We start from the raw sequence: 18,800 nt of genomic DNA on the forward strand, positions 1-18,800 counted from the left end.
TAATAAAGGCTCTTTAAAGAGCCTTTATTTTGCAAATGTTTTCCGTTTATATCTTATACTCAGAGCTGCATAATAAACATTATACCGGGTTCACCTCAGACCTTGAACAACGGTTAAATTCTCATAACGAATTTGGAAAAGACTGGACGTCCCGTTATAGGCCATGGAAACTTATTTATAAAAAAGAGTTTGAAAACAAAAATCTTGCAATGGTGTATGAGAAATGGCTGAAAACTGGTGCAGGTAGAGATTTTATTAAAACATTGCCGCATTAATAAGGGTTCATATCCGCCGCGGCGGACGGCAGTTCAAGTCGGCTCTCTGGTACTTATTTAAACCCACATTTGTGGGTTTTTGTATTTTTAAACCATGGCAAATATCCGTTTAGCTACAACTCATGATGCAGCAGGAATTTTAGAAATCTATGCGCCGTATATAGAAAACACTTCATTTACATTTGAAACAGAGGTTCCTTCACTGGAAGATTTTCAAAAAAGGATTTCAGATTACCTTATCAACTGGCCATGGGTTGTTTGTGAAATTGATGGTGTGATTACAGGCTATGCTTATGGTGCCAAATACCGTGAGAGAACAGCTTATCAATGGTGCGTTGAAAGTTCCATTTATATTCATGATGATTTTTTAAAACACAAAATTGGTAAGGCCTTATACGAAGCATTAATTGAAATACTAAAGAGACAAGGTTATAGAAATATTTATGCCGTAATCAATTTGCCCAATGATAGAAGCGTAAAATTTCATGAGAGTTGTGGCTTCACTTATTTCGCCACTTATGAAAAAGTAGGCTATAAATTAGGTAAATGGAAAAATGTTGGCTGGTGGCAGCTAAGTATTAATGAGTACGGCATGGATCCCTTGGCTCCCATTAAATTTTCTGAATTAAAAAAAGATTTTCTACAAGATCTCTTTGAAGAGAAATCGAAAATGATACGATCGTAAATTATATTTAGGCAAATGCTTTTGCCGTATTTTTATTTTCTACTTTATTAGGATAAACTTCTAACGCTTTTTCCAAACAATCCATTGCAGCATTCAGTGCATCGTTATTTAATACATAGGCAAGTCTCACTTCGTTTTTACCTAAGCCAGGCGTACCATAAAATCCGGTAGCAGGGGCAAGCATTACGGTTTGTTTGTTATAAGAAAAATCTTCAAGCAACCATTGGCAGAATTTATCTGCATCATCAATTGGCAATCTCGCAATAGCATAGAATGCGCCGCCGGGATTCGGACAATACACACCTGGCATTTTATTCAACCGGCCTATCATTGTATTTCTTCTTGACAAGTATTCGGCTTTAGGTGTGTCAAAATAAGAGGCAGGCAGATCAACAGCTGCTTCACCCATTATCTGTGCAAGACCCGGAGGGCTTAATCTTGCCTGAGCAAATTTCATGGCTGTATTATAAACATCTTTATTCTTTGTAACCAAGGCGCCCAGCCTCGCACCACAAGCACTATAACGTTTACTAATAGTATCCATTAATACTACATGCTGCTCCAACCCTTCAAGATGCATAGCACTTACATATTTGCCATCATAGCAAAACTCCCGGTAAGCTTCATCGCTGAATAAATAGAGATTATGTTTAATACAGATCTTTTTCAGTGCTTCCATTTCCTCCATACTATACAAATAACCTGTCGGGTTATTGGGGCTGCAAATGATTATCGCCTTTGTTTTTGGAGTAATTACTTTTTCAAAATCTTCGATCGGTGGTAATGCAAACCCATTTTCAATATACGAAGTAATAGGAACTACATTCACTCCTGCAGTACAGGCAAATCCATTATAGTTTGCATAAAAGGGTTCTGGTATAATTACTTCATCACCCGGATTGAGACAACAAAAAAAACCAAATAGAATTGCTTCACTGCCACCAGTAGTAATTAATATCTGTTCATGGGTAACATTAATTCCAACACTTTTATAATACTGTACCAATTTGCGGCGATAACTTTCATTGCCTGCACTATGACTATATTCCAAGACTTTTATATCTGCATTACGCACTGCATCCATTATAGCCGGCGGTGTTTCTATATCGGGCTGGCCAATATTCAGATGATAAACTTTTATTCCTTTTTTCTTTGCAGCTTCTGCATAAGGAACCAATTTGCGTATTGGTGAAGGCGGCATTTGCTGGCCACGATTAGAAATTTTAAGCATGCAACAAAGGTAAAAGAGGAGAGGGTAGATAAAAAAGAAATTTGCTGTTGTATAAAACAAAACCCGGCATATTAGCCGGGTTTTGAGAGTATCATAAATACAAACTCTTAATTATTAGGTTTGCTTTTATTGTCTTTGGAGTCTTTTCCTTTTGTCTTTACATAAGCATCATATTCTTCTGCAGATAAAACCTCACCCTTAATAGTTATCACTTTTGTTTCATCTACACCAGCCAATTTAACGGTGATCGTTTTTGTGAACGGACCAGGGGCCCCTGCATTAAATCCGGCAGTGATCTTGTTGGCATCACCGGGCATTATCGGCTGCTCAGGTCTTACGGGTGTAGTACATCCGCAACTTGCAGTTGCGCTTTCAACTACAACAGGTGTTTTGCCGGTATTTTCAATGGCAAAATCATAAGTAACGGGAACTCCTTGTTTTATTTTTCCAAAATCATGCTCTTCTGTTTTGAACTTAAGGTGGTCAACAAATTTTTCCTGTGCCATTAATGCTACACTGAAAATGAGAGCAACGGATGCTAATAATAACTTTTTCATGACGATGGTTTATTTTTTAAAATTATAAATTTTGTTTTTTCAAAAACTGAACAGAAGCATTGGCAGGTGCTGCTCCTTCAGGTGCTTTCCATACCTCACCTGAAATTTCTATTTGCTTAAAACCACCTGCATAGTTTACAGTGATATATTTTTTAAATGCACCTTCTGCTACTGCATTATATCCAACTTTGATAATTGATTTAGCTCCCGGTGCAATTGCTTCGCGATTCCATTCTGGAGTAGTACATCCGCAGCTTGCACTTACGTTTTCAAGCTTTGCTGGTTCTTTACCGTCATTCACGACTTCAAAATTATAATAAACAGGTTTGCCTTGAGGAATTTTACCAAAATCATGGGCAAGCTCTTTAAAACTAATCAGATCCACTTTTGCTGGAGCGACAGGCGCTGCAGGTGTTGCTTCATGATTATGACCGTCATTTGGTGTTTGCGCAAATGCTGTAAATGTGAAAAGAAAACAGCAGATAATGGTGATGAAATGTTTCATTGGGAGTTTTTGAGATTCCAAATTTAGTGCAAAGATGGCAATAAGCCAATAGACGTTGCACGATTGGGGTGGGGAAATAATGAGAATTATTTGTGAAACTGATTCCGTTATATTTGCCCTATGCCAGAGTCTGGAGTTGCTACCATATCATCTGCTGAAAAATTATCCTTCGATCTTTTTCGTGACCAGGTTTTAAGCGACTACCGTGTTGCCTGTATCAGTCGGGAAACCAGCCTTTTAGGCCGTAAGGAAGTCCTCACAGGCAAAGCGAAATTTGGAATTTTTGGGGATGGAAAGGAAGTGGCACAAGTAGCAATGGCCCGTTTTTTTAAACCTGGTGATTACCGCAGTGGGTACTACCGCGACCAGACTTTTGCCTATGCAACAGGCCTGACTAATGTGGAGCAGTATTTTTCCCAGTTATACTCCGATCCGGATATTAATAACGATCCATTCAGTGCCGGCCGGCAAATGAATGCTCATTTTGCTACACCCAATACCAAAGAAAATGGTGAATGGAATGATCTCGTAAACGTAAAGAATAATATCGCAGATCTTGCTCCTACTGCCGGGCAAATGCCAAGATCAATCGGGTTGGGGCTAGCCTCAAAAATATTCAGGGCTGTTCCTGAACTAAAGCAATTCAGTAATCTTTCCGATAATGGTAATGAGGTTTGCTTTACCACTATTGGTGATGCATCAACCAGTGAAGGACATTTTTGGGAAACTATAAATGCCGCAGGTGTGTTGCAGATACCGCTTTGTGTTTTTGTGTGGGACGATGGGTATGGAATTTCCGTTCCTAAAAAATATCAGACAACGAAAGGTTCTATTTCCGATGCGCTACAGGGTTTCCAAAAACAGGATGGCACAAACGGAATGAATATTTATAAAATAAAAGGATGGGATTATGCAGGCATGTGCGAAGCATTCGAAGAAGGAGTGAGAATTGCAAGAGAAAAACATATACCCTGTCTTTTTCATGTTGAAGAGATAACTCAACCCCAGGGACACTCAACATCAGGCAGCCATGAAAGATATAAAACGCCTGAGCGGTTGGAATGGGAACGGGAATTTGACGGCAATAAAAAAATGCGTGAATGGATATTGGCAAATCATCTTGCAGAAGAAGAAGAGATCAGCCAACTTGAAACAGAAGCAAAAGAAGTTGTAAGGGACGGGAAAAATAAAGCATGGGAGAAATTTTTTGCGCCGATAAAAATTCAAGTTACAAGAACGGTCGATTTAATACTATCATTGGTTGGTGCATTCCCTCTGAAAGCAGAAATGTTGCAGAAAATTGCAAAAGAACTTTCAACTAACCGTGAACCATTGCGTCGCGATGTGATGAAAGCATTGAAAGATGCAATTGATATTGCCGGAGATAACGAAGCCGCTTACTGGACAAAAGATTACTATAACGATTTATTGAATGAAAATAAATCATTGTACAATTCACATTTGTATAATGAAGGTGAAAAAAGTGCATTAAATGTTCAGGCCGTTGATGCAACATATGATGAAAAAGCTCCATTGATCAATGGCTATGAAATACTGAATAAATATTTTGATCAGTTGCTTGCAAATAACCCAAAAGTGGTTGCATTTGGTGAAGATGTAGGATATATCGGTGATGTGAACCAAGGCTTTAGTGGATTGCAGGCAAAGTATGGAATGAACAGAATTGCTGATACAGGCATTCGTGAACTAACCATTATGGGCCAGGGCATCGGACTTGCTTTCCGTGGATTGCGTCCGATCGCTGAGATACAATATATCGATTACCTTTTATATGGATTGCAACCGCTGAGTGATGATGCATCTACACTTCATTTCAGAACAAAAGGAAAACAAAGTTGTCCATTGATTGTAAGAACCCGCGGTCATCGGCTCGAAGGTATCTGGCATAGCGGCTCTCCAATGGGTATGGTGCTAAGTGCCCTGCGTGGTATGCTTGTTTGTGTGCCAAGAAATATGACACAGGCAGTCGGTATGTACAATACATTATTACAAGGTAATGATCCGGCGCTGATGATAGAATGCCTGAATGGTTACAGGCTCAAAGAAAAAATGCCATCAAACCTCGGTACATTTTCTGTGCCATTAGGTGTACCGGAAATAATTCGTCATGGAACTGATGTTACAGTTGTCTCCTACGGTTCTACTTTACGAATTATTATGGAAGCTGCAGAAACATTGGAAAATTTTGGTATTAGTTGCGAAGTGGTAGATGTGCAAACCTTAATGCCATTTGATACTCATCATAGCATTTTAAGTTCGCTGAAAAAAACAAACCGGATTGTTTTTGTAGATGAAGATGTGCCCGGTGGCGCTGCTGCATTTATGTTTAATAAAGTGATGGAAGAACAGGGGGGTTATCGATATCTTGATGTAGCACCAAAAACAATTACAGCAAAAGCGCATCGTCCTTCTTATGGAAGTGATGGTGATTACTTCAGCAAGCCCAATACTGAAGAAGTAGAAGCGGTGATAGCGGCTATGATGAAGGAGTAACATAAGAATTAACCAGGTTTACCTATTCTATAATAAATTCTAAGTGGTTTTATGAAATTTACCCTTTACCAGGTGGATGCTTTCACCAATAAATTATTTCATGGCAACCCTGCCGCCGTTATTCCCCTTGAACAATGGATAGATGATGAGCTGATGCAGAAGATCGCATTGGAAAACAATCTCAGTGAAACCGTTTTCTTTGTTCCTTCACAACAGCAGGGAGTGGATTATGATATCCGCTGGTTTACACCTGATGTCGAAATAAACTTATGTGGTCACGCCACCTTAGCGTCAGCATTTATTTTGTTCAGGTTTTTGGGTTTCAAAAAAAACAAAATTGTTTTTCATTCCAAAAGCGGAAAACTGGAAGTAGAACAGAATGGGGATGTATACCGCATGGATTTCCCGGCATGGACGCCTCAAAAAACAGATGAATACCCTGAAACGTTGCAAAAAGTATTAGGAGTAGATGAAGTTGTTGGCGTGTACAAACACCGTGATTTACTGGTTGAGTTACAAAATGAAGATGCGGTTAAAAAATGTACGCCGGATTTTAATGCATTGAAAAAACTCGGGGAAAAAGTTATTATCACAGCGCCGGGTAGCGGCGAAGTAGATTTTGTTTCCCGTTTTTTTGCTCCTTCCGCAGGTATCAATGAAGATCCTGTTACCGGTTCTTCACACTCACAGTTAATTCCTTTTTGGTCAGAAAAACTCGGTAAGAAAAAAATGTTTGCAAAGCAACTATCACAACGTGGTGGTGAATTGCAATGCGGTCTTTGGGGTGACCGTGTAACGATGGCTGGTCAATGTATATTTTATATGAAAGGAGAGTTGACTCTCTGATCAGAATTTAAAGAACTCTTTCATCTTTGCCTCAATCCAAAAACTTTTCTTTCAATTCTGGTGTAGGAATCATACACGCATCTTTTTTTCCAAACCATTTATACCGGTTCTTTGCGATCCAGTTATAAACTCCATCACGAATAAATTTTGGAAGAATAATAAAACCATAAAGTAAGCCCAATCCGCCACCTAAATGTTTAAGCATTCGTAAGGCACCGGTGCTGCGGGTATAAATTTTTTCATCTTCCAGTAAAATAAATGAATTGAAATTATCAGCGGGGAGACTATGTTTTTTTAAAAATTCTTGCCCAAAATTTCCTTGCAATGATGCAAAGCTGAATTGTTTTTTTTTATCCCGTTTAATAATAAACTGAACACTGTTGTTGCAAAGATTGCAAACACCGTCAAACAAAATAATTTTATTACCTGTACTAAGCTGATTCATTTCCAAAACAAAGTTCGCCTATTTGTGGTAAATTAATTTTACCAATCAGCTTTATCCCATGTTATGAAACACCTTTTGCACATCCTCATCCTGCTCTAATTTTTCGATCAGCTTACTTACATCAGCAGCTTGTTCATCATTTACAGGAACTGTAACAGTTGGTATCCATTCTAATTCTGCAGTGATAGGTATGATACCTTTATCTTCCAAAGCTTTTTGCATATTGCCAAAATCAGTAAAACCACAACGAACTACTAAGATCGGTTCGCCATTTTCTCCTGTGCTATCACCCAATTCTTCCAAACCAAAATCGATCAGCTCGAGTTCCATATCATCTGCATTCAATCCTTCTGGTTTCAATTTAAACACACCCATTTTTTTAAATTGAAATGCAACAGAACCACTATTACCTAAAGTGCCTTCACCTTTATTAAATATAGCTTTTACATTGGCCACTGTTCTTACATGGTTATCAGTTGCTGTTTCCACCAGTAATGCCACGCCATGAGGTGCATAGCCTTCATATAAAATCTCATCATAGTTGACCAACTCTTTACCTTGTGCTCTTTTGATTGCAGCTTCCACACGGTCCTTTGGCATGCCGACACTTCTTGCATTTTGAAAGCAACGACGCAAAGCAGCATTCGAATTAGGGTCGGGGCCACCAGCTTTTACAGCAATCACAATTTCTTTACCGATGCGGGTAAAATTTTTTGCCATCTTATCCCAGCGGGCAAACATGCTGGACTTGCGTACTTCAAATATTCTTCCCATAAAATTCTTCCTGTTGTTTGGAACTGATTAATCAGGGCTGCAAATGTAAGGCAATGCGGTAAAAAGAAAAACCGTCCTGGTTTTATCAGGACGGTTTGAGCAATAATTTATTTACCAGTATTAACTTTCTGCTTCAGCTTTACTAAGCCGGATTGCATAAAGTACCAGATGAACAACTGCAAAAGCGATAGAAATATAAAGCAGGGTTCTGTCTGTATCAAACCCAACAGTATACTGATGCAGGAGACCTACTACAACCAGCAAAATACTCAGGCATATACCTGTATAGCGGGCTATTTTCATGCCTTTTCTATTTGTAGTTCCATTACCAAGATGGCTGTTCTTTGCGCCATATACCAAATAAATATCCAAGCCTATCAGCATCCAAACCAATAAACGGATCCATGTATCCATTGGCAGAAATACCATCATAAATAAGCAGGTAGCAATACCAAGTATAGGAACCAGGGGAACCATCGGTGTTCTAAATGCTCTTGGTAAGTCAGGCATTTTTTTGCGCATTACCCATACACCTATGCATACAAGAATGAAGGCGAACAGTGTTCCAATGCTTGTCATTTCTCCGACAACCCTTGCAGGAACAAATGCAGCAAATGCACTTACAAAAAGCATAAACAATAAATTGTTTTTTGCAGGTGTTTGCGTCTTAGGATTAACTGCTGAAAATATTTTAGGAATCAAACCATCTTTACTCATACTAAAGAAGACACGGCTTTGTCCCATTAACATAACAAGGATAACCGAAGCATAGCCAAAAAGAATGGCAACAACAATGGCACGGTTCAACCAGGGGTAATCAGGTTTTGCTACTCCGGATGCATCAACCGTTCCCATATGATCAATTGCTACTGCTACAGGAGCAATACCATCTTTGCCTGCAAAAGTTGTATAATTTGTAACACCTGTCATTACATGTGCAAATAATATATATAATACTGTACAAATAAGCAGCGAACCCAAAATACCTATTGGCATATCCTTTTTAGGATTTTTAGCTTCCTGTGCGGCTGTACTCACAGCATCGAAACCAATGTAGGCGAAAAACACGATGGCTGCAGCCCTGATAATACCACTGAATCCGAAATCTCCAAATTTTCCTGTATTGTCAGGAATGTAGGGATTATAATTGTCATTATTAATATACTTCCAACCTAGTATAATGAAGATTAGCACTACCGCTATTTTTATTGCAACAATAATACTGTTTACAAAAGCACTCTCCCTTGTGCCTTTTATTAATAACAAACTCATCAGCACAATAATAAATACAGCAGGAAGATTGATAATACCACCGTCCCCTGGGCCAGCAGTTAATTCGGTAGGAAGTGCAATACCAAAGCCATCTAAAAACTTAACAAGGTACCGGCTCCAGCTTATCCCAACAGTTGCGGCACCTACTGCATATTCCAGTACAAGATCCCAACCAATAATCCAGGCCATAAATTCGCCCATGGTAGCATATGAGTAAGTATATGCGCTTCCTGCAACGGGAATCATCGATGCAAACTCTGCATAACATAAACCGGCAAAAAGACAACCTAAACCTGCTACTACAAATGAAATGGTGATGGCCGGACCAGCATGATTTGCTGCAGCCATACCAGTAATAGAAAATAAACCAGCACCGATAATAGCGCCTATTCCTAATGCAATTAAACCCCTAGCACCTAATGTTTTTTTAAGCGTATGTGTTCCTGTTTCAGATGCTTCATTCATTAAAACATCCATTGGCTTTCTGACGAATAAACTCATAAGTAGTTTGATTATAGTTTACAATAGCCGTAAAGTAATGAAATATTTCATTTGCAAACCCATTTCTTTTACACGGACGGAATTTTAGTCATTTAAAAGTTTTCAAGTCGGTTTTTTTCCCGATTTTCGGCCTTCTTTAAAATCAACTGAATGAAAGGAAACAGGCTTACTTTTTTTATACTCCTTGCAATGGTATTGGGGGTTGCAGTTGGTTATGTAGTACACGATCAAAGCTCGCCTGAGTTCATTAAAAAATTTGCAAACAACATTAAGCTCTTAACTACAATTTTCCTTCGATTGGTGCAGATGATAATTGCCCCATTGGTATTTACAACATTAGTAGTAGGTATTGCAAAATTGGGCGATTTAAAAGCCGTAGGCAGGGTAGGTGGTAAAGCGATGCTCTGGTTTGTGAGTGCATCGCTTGTGAGCTTATTACTGGGGCTTGTATTAGTGAATTTTTTTCATCCTGGCACTGCTATCGATTTAAGTAATGCTGATAATGAAGGGGCAAAAGAGTTGCTGGGTAAAACACAGGAATTCTCTTTAGCAAAATTTGTAGAGCATGTTTTTCCAAAGAGTGTGTTTGAAGCAATGGCAACTAACGAAATTCTTCAATTGGTTGTCTTCAGTATTTTCTTTGGAGTAGCTGCAACTGCGTTAGGCGATTATTCAAAGCCGGTGATCAAGGCATTGGATGTTGCTTCGCATATTATTTTAAAAATAGTTGGCTATGTAATGAACTTTGCACCCTTAGGTGTATTTGGCGCCATTGCAGCAATAATTGCCGTCAAAGGATTACAGATCTTTAATTTTTATGCGTTATATTTTTTATACTTCCTTATTGGCATTGCCTTATTATGGACAATATTATGGGGCGTAGGTTATTTAATTTTACGGGACCGCATTCCGCATTTGTTTAAAAGAATTTCACAACCCCTGTTGATTGCATTTAGCACAACGAGCAGTGAAGCAGTTTTTCCAAAATTGACTGAAGAACTTGAACGCTTTGGCTGTAAAGACAAAATTGTTTCTTTCATTCTTCCGCTCGGTTATAGTTTCAATCTCGATGGCAGTATGATGTATATGACATTTGCCAGCATCACCATTGCACAGGCTTATGGTGTTCATCTTGACATCGGCACACAGATTACTATGCTCCTGGTATTAATGCTTACCAGTAAAGGAGTAGCTGGTGTGCCGAGGGCATCTTTAGTTGTTATCATTGCTACCTGTGCTATGTTTAAAATTCCACCAGAAGGCATTGCCCTTATTTTACCAATTGACCATTTCTGCGATATGTTCCGCACTGCCACTAACGTTGTCGGCAATAGTATTGCTACCAGTGTAGTAAGCAAATGGGAAGGGGAATTGGGGCCGGGTGACGGACACAGTCATGGTCACGATCATTCACATCAACAAGGTCATCATCATTAATAATTACACCTATGGGTTTTTTAGAAAGATTTATTGAATGGATAATTGAAAACGGTGGCTTTTATGTTTTACTGCTCGTTGTTTTTGCCGAAACCGGTTTATTGGTTGGTTTTCTTTTTCCCGGTGACTCTTTATTATTTGCAGCTGGAATTTATTTAGACAAACTTACCCGTGAATTTTATACGTTAGGTGAAACAGGAGATGTTGCAGTTTGGCAATGGATGACCCTTGTTATTATGGTTATGATTGCGTCTGTTTTGGGCAATATCGTTGGTTATTGGTTTGGCCAAAAAACAGGACCATTGTTGTATGAACGAAAGGACACCTGGCTCTTTAAGAAAAAACATTTAATAAAGGCTAAAGCATTTTATGAGAAATACGGTAAGCCCACCATTTTTGTTGCAAAATTTCTTCCTTTCATCCGCACGTTTGCACCGATAGTTGCAGGTATGGTAAAAATGAGCAAGCCAATATTTATGTTCTATAATATTATTGGTAGTGTAGCTTGGGTGGGTTCGATGATGTTGGGTGGTTATTATCTGAACGGATGGTTTGAGAGAAAGTTTGGTATCAAATTGCAAGAACATATTGAAGCAATAACAATCGGAATAATCCTGATAACTACACTTCCGGTTTTATATAAAATATTTTTCCGTAAGAAAGACGAAGAAGAACCTACTCAAACTCTTTCATAAACTATGCAAGCCAAAACCAGTTACGGTGTTCTTTCCATTCCTGTTATTGTAGCCGCCCTGGGTTACTTCGTTGATATTTATGATCTGCTGTTGTTTGGTATCATTCGTATACCCAGTCTTCAATCATTTGGTTTGTCGGAAACAGAAGTACAAATAAGTGGAGAAAAGATTTTGCAATGGCAAATGTGGGGATTGCTTATCGGTGGAATTATTGCCGGCATCATTGGTGATAAAAAAGGAAGGTTGAGTGTATTATTTGGCTCTATCATTTTGTATTCACTTGCCAATATTGCAAACGGCTTTGTTGAAACAGTGGATCAGTATAAAGGGATACGCTTTATTGCTGGCCTGGGATTGGCAGGTGAGTTAGGTGTCGGAATTACATTAGTATCAGAAATTATTTCCAAAGAGAAAAGAGGGATTGCCACATCAATGGTAGCGGGTATTGGTTTAACCGGGGCCGTCGTTGCATTCATTATGAAAGAAAATTTTCATTGGCGTACATGTTATTTTATTGGTGGCGGGCTGGGTTTATTATTATTACTATTGCGCATTTCGGTTTTTGAGTCAGGCATGTTTCACCAGGTAAAGAAACTGGATGTCTCAAGAGGAAATTTCTTTATGCTGTTTACAAACGCAGATAGGTTCAAAAGATATCTCTGTGGAATATTGATCGGGTTGCCAACATGGTTTGTAATTGGGGTATTGGTTACTTTCTCAAGTGAATTCGGCAAACGCTTCGGTATAAAAGAAAAGATCGACCCTGGTAAAGCTATCATGTATGCTTATGCAGCGATCTCTATCGGCGATATATTAATTGGTTTTGTAAGTCAGTGGTTCAAAAGCCGGAAAAAGGCATTATTTCTTTTCTATGGTATTACGGCTCTTTTCATGGTTTTATTTTTTACTACACAATGGAATGGCAGTGCGCAAAAAATGTACTGGTTATGTGCAGGGTTAGGATTTGGAACCGGCTTCTGGGCGATTTTTGTAACGATGGGCGCCGAACAATTCGGTACAAACTTGCGTGCCACTGCTGCTACCACAATTCCCAATATGGTTCGTGGAATGCTGGCAGTTTTTATACTTCCTTTATTTCAGTGGTTGCGGGATATGGAAGGGGTTGGATATGTGAACGGAGGTATTTATGCTGCTGTCATCATTATGGTGATCACAATTATTGCAGCTTTGTTTACAAAAGAAACCTTTAATAAGGACATGGACTTTCTCGAAAAGGATTAATAAGTTTGGTAAAATATTCCAGTGCCGAAATTTCTCATCATACGTTTTTCCTCGATCGGTGATATTGTTCTCACCACTCCCGTTATCCGTTGTTTGAAAAAACAGGTGCCGGATGCTGAAGTGCATTTTTTAGTAAAAGAGAAGTTCCTTTCAGTCGTTCAGCACAATCCCTATATCGATAAATTTCATGTGTTGGCGCATAGCTGGGAAACAACGATGGAAGAACTGAAAGCGGAAGAGTATGATTACATTATAGACCTGCACAATAATGTAAAGACACTGCGTGTAAAAAAACAACTTAAGAAAAAATCATTCTCTTTTTACAAACTCAATATTGAAAAATATATCTACACAAGCATCAAGCTGAATGTGCTACCAAAAATTCATATTGTTGACAGGTATATGAAAACTGTCGAATCATTTGGAGTAAAGAATGATGGGAACGGGCTGGATTATTTTATCGGTGAACATGATGAAACAAAAAAAACGGATTTACCTGCATCACATTATGCTGGTTATATTGCCTGTGTGATCGGTGCTGCACATACAACAAAAAAATGGCCGGCTGAAAGATGGAAAGAGTTTGCTGAAAAAATAAATCACCCGATAATTTTATTAGGTGGCAAAGAAGACTATGCAGCAGGAGAGGAGATAGCTTCTGTCGATAAAGTGAAAGTATATAATGCTTGCGGTAAGTTCAGCATTAATGAAAGCGCAGACCTTGTAAAGAAATCAAAAATTGTAGTGACGCATGATACGGGCCTCATGCATATTGCCGCTGCTTATAAAAAACCAATTGTTTCTATCTGGGGTAATACGGTTCCATCGTTTGGTATGTCTCCCTATTACGGAGAAAAGAATATACCAAATGAAATAGTAGAGGTAAAAAAACTCTGGTGCCGGCCTTGCAGCAAGATCGGATACAATAAATGTCCGCTCGGGCATTTTAAATGCATGAGTAAAACCTCCGCCGAACATGTGCTGGCAGCTGTTAGAAGGCTGATGTAAGTTCCTTTAAACTTTATTTACCCCAAGTGAGTAAAGTAGCAACAGCTACTGAAACGAAAATTAATCCAATGATTACTGCACCCTGCACATCGGGTTTGCTTAAATACATGTTGATCTTTTTCATACACCAATCGTTTTAAGTTAATAAAAATGGGATGCGGATCAAGAGGTGTACGGATAGCTAACTTGAAAACAGTGAGTACGGAGATGTTAAGACGTGAATAAGCTATATTAAAAATAGAAAGACATTTTAATTTATGCAAGCAATTTAAAAATTGAGCAAAAGAAGATTGACCTACAGTGACATACGATTTTCTGTTCCAACATTTAAAATAGGGCAGTGAACTTTCTCCACCAGGGTTCAGGTTTGGGGAAGAAAAGAGGATAAGCCGTATAGGCCTGAATTTCCGCCAATATTTCTTTTTCAATTACCAGCTTCTCTTCGATTGACAACTTATCTTTCTTATCATCAATGCAGGATAACCAGTTTTGGATCTGTTTTGTTTCAGCAGGCATTGATTCGCCATTCAGGTAGCGATCTGTTTTTTTCTTTAATGTTTCAATAGTCATACGATGAGTTTAAGGTATAGGTGATTGAAGGTTACCAGAGATGTGTTATTTTCTGAAATGCATAAAGCAGGTTTTTCAGAACAACGGTATCGAAGTAAGAATTTCGTTTTTTATTATTCTCATGATTTATTTTATGAATCATGGCTGTTTGAATATTTGTTCTTTCTTTAAAAACAGTTTTTACAGGTTGCCTTGCTTTCTGAAGCTGCATAACCCGAAAACCAGGTATTACCTCGTCTTTTATTATAACTGTGTTTTTATCACTACCCAGGTTATTACTGATGCATTCAATTACTTTTCTTCTTACTTCTTTATAAAGATGAATTGAAACAGAAAAACCAACAGGCAGTGTATGACGGTTTTCCCATAATGAAACAAAGATTTCCCTTACAATGCGTTTGGCATCTTCGGGAGAATTAAGTTTATCAATACAATAATTGTAAAGTGAAATACAGTAACGATGATGAAGTTCTTCAAATGCTTCTGTGTCGTTTAAAAGAAGGTTATCAACGAGAGTTTCCTCGGGGGTAAAGTTCCTGCTCATGGGTTAAGGTTTAAATTAACAATTGAGGATATCGGAAATTGTTAATCGCAGGAATTGGAGATAGAATCAGGATGTAAGTTAGAAAGAAAACTGAAGCTTCAAAATAACTATATCAACATTCAGACAAAGGAAAAACACGATATGCTGCAAACCGTTGAAAATTAAGAGGATTATTTTTACGTTAACGGCGAGATCATGGGTTTTTAGTAAGGAAGTCAAACGAACCTGCTAACCAGCCAGCTCACTAAGCTCCAGCCAACGTAGTTCTTTTGCATCCAGCAATGCCGTTATCTCATTAATTCTTAATGAGGTTTCGGTTAACTTTTCAAAAGGTAGACTACCATTATTGAGTTGTTCGGTGAGCAATTCTTTTTCCTTATTCAGAGCTGGTATTTCTTTTTCTAATTGTTCAAATTCACGTTTTTCTTTATAGGAAAATTGTCGCTTTTTGACCACAGACGACAGACCACTGACCACAGCCGAGTGTTTTAATTCAGTAATATCTTTTTCCCTTTGCAAATCTGTTTCTGTGGTCTGTGGACCGTTGACTGTTGACTGTCTATACTGCGTATAGTTTCCCGGAAAATCTTTCACTATACCATCACCTTCGAAAACAAAAAGATGATCGACCAGCCTGTCCATAAAATAACGGTCATGCGATACAATGAGTAAACAGCCTGGATATTCGCTTAAGAAATTTTCAAGTACACCCAACGTAGGAAGATCTAAATCATTAGTAGGTTCATCAAGTATCAAAAAATTTGGATTGCGAAATAAAGTTGCAAGCAATTGTAATCTTTTCTTTTCGCCACCACTTAACCTGCTGAGATAAGTGTATTGTTTATCCGGATCAAAAAGAAAGAGCTGGAGAAACTGTGCAGCGCTTAATGAACCACCGCTAGCCAGAGGAAAATGTTCAGCAATATCTTTTACATACTCGATCACTCTCATGTCTTCCTTTATTTCCAGCCCCTTTTGAGAAAAGCTGCCAAATATCACTGTGTCACCAATATTCAGTTTGCCACTGTCAGCTTTTTCTGTTCCGAGAATAATATTAATAAAAGTTGATTTGCCAACACCATTTTTTCCAACTACACCAATACGTTCACCTTTTTTGAATGTATAATCAAAACCTTTCAGGATAATTTTCTCATCATAACTTTTGTTGATCTTTTTCATCTCTACCACTTTTCCCCCGAGCCGGTTCATCTTCATTTGTAGCTCAACCTGTGAGTCATCTATCTGTTGCTTTGCTTTCTTTTCTATTTGATAAAAATTATCCTGGCGGCTTTTACTTTTTGTTGTTCTTGCTTTAGGTTGCTTGCGCATCCACTCCAGTTCTTTGCGGTAAGTGTTTTTAGCTTTATCAATACTGGCAGCATCACTTTCTGTTCGTGCAGCTTTCTTTTCTAAATAATTTTCGTAATCACCCCGGTAAACAAAAAACTCATTCCTGTCAAGTTCCCATATCTCTTCGCAGATCGCATCTAAAAAATACCGGTCGTGTGTTACCAGTAGCAGCGTTACATTTTCCTGGTTGAGATAATGTTCCAGCCATTCCACCATTTCTACGTCAAGGTGGTTGGTCGGTTCATCCATAATAAGTAAAACATGTTTATGTTCAAAACCGATATCAATTAATGTTTTTGCCAGCGCCACTCTTTTTCGCTGGCCACCGCTTAGGGTCTTTGCTGTTTGCTGTAAATGATGAATATTAAGTTTGCCAAGGATCTGTTTCACTTTAGAATCAAAATCCCAGGCTCCGAGTTCATCCATTTTAATGATGGCGGCACTCATCCTTTCCATATTATCTTCATCACAGGCCAGTTCATATTCTGCAATGGCGTTAATGATCGGATGATTATGATAAAAGATATTTTCAAGGATCGTTTTATCTTCTTCAAATGTTGGTTCCTGTTCGAACAAAGCAACAGTTACATCTTTATGTACCCATAATTTTCCTTCATCAGCGGTTTCAAAACCTGAAAGAATTTTTAATAAAGTGGATTTGCCATAGCCATTTCTTGCTACAATGGCGATCTTATCTCCTTCTTCAATATGGAATGAAATATTCTCAAACAGGGGCTGAATGCCGTAACTCTTTGTCAATCCTTCGGCAGAAACATAGTGCATGCCGCAAAGATAACAGGTGGCGTTCTTTATGCTGAAATATGTTTCTTTGCAGGGATTTTATGCAAACAATAACCGGAACCGATATTATAAAAGCCGCATCATTATTGAAACAGGGTGAATTGGTAGCTGTACCGACTGAAACTGTTTATGGTCTTGCTGCCAATGCATTAGATGAAGAAGCTGTATTGAAAATTTATCATGCAAAAAATCGTCCCCGTTTTAACCCATTGATACTCCATGTTGCAAGTTTTGAAAAACTAAAACAGTATGCTGAGGAAATTCCGGCTGATTGTATAAAACTTGCTGAAAAATTTTCCCCGGGGCCGATTACGTTCTTATTAAAGAAAAAAGATTCAGTACCTGACCTGGTAACAGCCGGAAGCAAAAAAGTAGCGATCCGAATCCCCAATCATTCGATGCTTACAGAGTTATTAAAACAAATTGATTTTCCATTGGCAGCACCCAGCGCCAATCCTTCTGGGTATGTAAGCCCGGTAACAGCACAACATGTGCTTGAAGGATTGAATGAAAAGATCCCCTACATACTCGATGGCGGTGAATGTACAGTTGGTCTTGAATCAACCATTGTTGGTTTTGAGGATGGGCAAACAATTATTTACCGGCTCGGAGGTATTTCGAAAGAAGCGATTGAAGAAGTGTTGGGAAAAATTGTTGGGTTACTGTTATCACATACTGCACCGGATACACCCGGCCAGTTAAAAAGTCATTATGCTACATCAACTCCATTATATTTTGGAAATGTTGAAGAATTGATAAGCCGGTTTTCCGATAAAGAATTTGTAGTTATTAGTTTGAATAAACAATTCTCAAACCTCACACCTGCATTTCAGTTTCAGTTATCCTCATCAGGAGATCTTGATGAAGCAGCCCGCAATCTTTTTTCTGTATTAAGAAAGGCAGATGAGATGAAAACCGATTTGATCATTGCTGATAAAATGCCGGATAAAGAATTAGGCGCTGCTATTAATGACCGGTTGCAGAGAGCACAGCATGAAAATAAAATCGATCAGCCATAACTTTCCTGGAAAAGTACTTTGAAGTTTTTCTTGATCTTATCTTGTTGCCTCGGACTAATATCTTCAAATAGTTTTTTATATTTTTCGATACAGAGTTCATTCAATGCTTTTTTCTGTCCCCTGGCAATTTCTTTTTGCACTACTTCCATTACTACGGCTTGTGGTTCTCCATCAATCACTAATTTGATCGCATCATACATTTTGCCTGTCCCGGTGTAGCTTTTAAATAACCGGTCCCGGATATAGGCTGCAATATCATCCGAACTTACCGTGTCCCTTCCAATAGTTACAATTCCTGAACTGTTCACTTTTACTGTGATTATTTTTTCAGCGAATGAATCAGCGGCATTTATGGTATTTGTAAAAAAACAAAACAGGAGTGTCGCAATGAGTAAACTGCGGCCTAATGCTGAATAGCAATACGAATTTACAAGAGTGCGAGCCTTCGACAAGCTCAGGGTAAACTGCGAGGCAGTTGCTGAATACAGAACAGGATGATAAACGGAGCGTCGCAACGGAAGTATCATAG

General features: G+C 38.5%; 19 protein-coding genes. 9 read left to right on the plus strand and 10 right to left on the minus strand.

What is annotated here, in order from left to right:
• The first annotated feature begins 35 nt into the window (after nucleotides 1-35).
• Together E6H07_09390 and E6H07_09395 are read left to right on the plus strand one after the other, a co-directional pair.
• Entirely contained in the window at nucleotides 36-275 is a 240-nt protein-coding gene (locus tag E6H07_09390; protein ID TMI66095.1) for a GIY-YIG nuclease family protein, read from the plus strand.
• A gap of 94 nt (nucleotides 276-369) precedes the next feature.
• Complete coding sequence (locus E6H07_09395) at nucleotides 370-960, plus strand: N-acetyltransferase family protein (protein TMI66096.1); 591 nt, start codon at nucleotides 370-372, stop codon at nucleotides 958-960.
• 7 nt (nucleotides 961-967) lie between these two features.
• Here E6H07_09395 and E6H07_09400 read toward each other — a convergent pair whose 3' ends face one another.
• The 3 genes from E6H07_09400 to E6H07_09410 form a co-directional block, all read right to left on the minus strand.
• A complete protein-coding gene (locus E6H07_09400; GenBank protein TMI66097.1) occupies nucleotides 968-2,191 on the minus strand; it encodes a pyridoxal phosphate-dependent aminotransferase in 1,224 nt (407 codons plus the stop codon).
• Nucleotides 2,192-2,298: 107 nt separating this feature from the next.
• On the minus strand, nucleotides 2,299-2,748 hold the full coding sequence (locus tag E6H07_09405) for a DUF1573 domain-containing protein (GenBank protein ID TMI66098.1): 450 nt from the start codon (nucleotides 2,746-2,748) through the stop codon (nucleotides 2,299-2,301).
• A gap of 22 nt (nucleotides 2,749-2,770) precedes the next feature.
• On the minus strand, nucleotides 2,771-3,253 hold the full coding sequence (locus E6H07_09410) for a DUF1573 domain-containing protein (protein TMI66099.1): 483 nt from the start codon (nucleotides 3,251-3,253) through the stop codon (nucleotides 2,771-2,773).
• Between the two features lie 120 nt (nucleotides 3,254-3,373).
• On the opposite strand from E6H07_09410, the gene E6H07_09415 reads away from it, so the two are divergent.
• Nucleotides 3,374-5,767: a transketolase gene (locus E6H07_09415; protein ID TMI66100.1), complete on the plus strand. Its 2,394-nt coding sequence runs from the start codon at nucleotides 3,374-3,376 to the stop codon at nucleotides 5,765-5,767.
• Nucleotides 5,768-5,818: 51 nt separating this feature from the next.
• Nucleotides 5,819-6,613 carry a PhzF family phenazine biosynthesis protein gene (locus tag E6H07_09420; GenBank protein ID TMI66101.1) on the plus strand — a complete coding sequence of 265 codons (795 nt, stop codon included), beginning with the start codon at nucleotides 5,819-5,821 and terminating at the stop codon, nucleotides 6,611-6,613.
• A 31-nt stretch (nucleotides 6,614-6,644) separates the two neighbouring features.
• On the opposite strand, the gene E6H07_09425 is transcribed toward E6H07_09420, so the two are convergent.
• The 3 genes from E6H07_09425 to E6H07_09435 form a co-directional block, all read right to left on the minus strand.
• Nucleotides 6,645-7,058, minus strand: a complete 414-nt coding sequence (locus E6H07_09425; protein ID TMI66102.1) for a thiol-disulfide oxidoreductase DCC family protein — start codon at nucleotides 7,056-7,058, stop codon at nucleotides 6,645-6,647.
• A 51-nt stretch (nucleotides 7,059-7,109) separates the two neighbouring features.
• Nucleotides 7,110-7,832, minus strand: coding sequence for a YebC/PmpR family DNA-binding transcriptional regulator (locus E6H07_09430; protein ID TMI66103.1), 723 nt, complete (start codon nucleotides 7,830-7,832; stop codon nucleotides 7,110-7,112).
• A 120-nt stretch (nucleotides 7,833-7,952) separates the two neighbouring features.
• A complete protein-coding gene (locus tag E6H07_09435) occupies nucleotides 7,953-9,605 on the minus strand; it encodes an amino acid permease (protein TMI66104.1) in 1,653 nt (550 codons plus the stop codon).
• Between the two features lie 150 nt (nucleotides 9,606-9,755).
• On the opposite strand from E6H07_09435, the gene E6H07_09440 reads away from it, so the two are divergent.
• Genes E6H07_09440 through E6H07_09455 form a run of 4 tightly spaced genes read left to right on the plus strand, consistent with a single transcriptional unit; the run spans nucleotide 9,756 to nucleotide 13,987 of the window.
• Entirely contained in the window at nucleotides 9,756-11,042 is a 1,287-nt protein-coding gene (locus E6H07_09440) for a dicarboxylate/amino acid:cation symporter (GenBank protein TMI66105.1), read from the plus strand.
• An 11-nt stretch (nucleotides 11,043-11,053) separates the two neighbouring features.
• Nucleotides 11,054-11,737, plus strand: coding sequence for a DedA family protein (locus E6H07_09445; GenBank protein ID TMI66106.1), 684 nt, complete (start codon nucleotides 11,054-11,056; stop codon nucleotides 11,735-11,737).
• A gap of 3 nt (nucleotides 11,738-11,740) precedes the next feature.
• The gene (locus E6H07_09450; GenBank protein TMI66107.1) at nucleotides 11,741-12,979 is read left to right on the plus strand and encodes an MFS transporter; all 1,239 of its coding nucleotides are present in this window, start codon (nucleotides 11,741-11,743) and stop codon (nucleotides 12,977-12,979) included.
• A 21-nt stretch (nucleotides 12,980-13,000) separates the two neighbouring features.
• Nucleotides 13,001-13,987 (plus strand): glycosyltransferase family 9 protein, encoded by a 987-nt coding sequence (locus E6H07_09455; protein TMI66108.1) that lies wholly within the window; start codon nucleotides 13,001-13,003, stop codon nucleotides 13,985-13,987.
• Nucleotides 13,988-14,314: 327 nt separating this feature from the next.
• Here the strand turns inward: E6H07_09455 and E6H07_09460 are convergent, their stop codons facing one another.
• From E6H07_09460 to E6H07_09470, 3 genes are all read right to left on the minus strand, one after another.
• Nucleotides 14,315-14,557 (minus strand): hypothetical protein, encoded by a 243-nt coding sequence (locus tag E6H07_09460; protein ID TMI66109.1) that lies wholly within the window; start codon nucleotides 14,555-14,557, stop codon nucleotides 14,315-14,317.
• Between the two features lie 31 nt (nucleotides 14,558-14,588).
• Nucleotides 14,589-15,101, minus strand: a complete 513-nt coding sequence (locus tag E6H07_09465) for a hypothetical protein (GenBank protein ID TMI66110.1) — start codon at nucleotides 15,099-15,101, stop codon at nucleotides 14,589-14,591.
• Between the two features lie 228 nt (nucleotides 15,102-15,329).
• Complete coding sequence (locus tag E6H07_09470) at nucleotides 15,330-17,234, minus strand: ABC-F family ATP-binding cassette domain-containing protein (GenBank protein ID TMI66111.1); 1,905 nt, start codon at nucleotides 17,232-17,234, stop codon at nucleotides 15,330-15,332.
• A 59-nt stretch (nucleotides 17,235-17,293) separates the two neighbouring features.
• On the opposite strand from E6H07_09470, the gene E6H07_09475 reads away from it, so the two are divergent.
• Nucleotides 17,294-18,271 carry a threonylcarbamoyl-AMP synthase gene (locus tag E6H07_09475; protein ID TMI66112.1) on the plus strand — a complete coding sequence of 326 codons (978 nt, stop codon included), beginning with the start codon at nucleotides 17,294-17,296 and terminating at the stop codon, nucleotides 18,269-18,271.
• Here E6H07_09475 and E6H07_09480 read toward each other — a convergent pair.
• Complete coding sequence (locus tag E6H07_09480) at nucleotides 18,262-18,798, minus strand: hypothetical protein (protein ID TMI66113.1); 537 nt, start codon at nucleotides 18,796-18,798, stop codon at nucleotides 18,262-18,264. The genes E6H07_09475 and E6H07_09480 overlap by 10 nt on opposite strands.
• Nucleotides 18,799-18,800: the final 2 nt, after the last annotated feature.

The organism is Bacteroidota bacterium (genome assembly GCA_005882315.1).
Lineage (GTDB): Bacteria > Bacteroidota > Bacteroidia > Chitinophagales > Chitinophagaceae > VBAR01.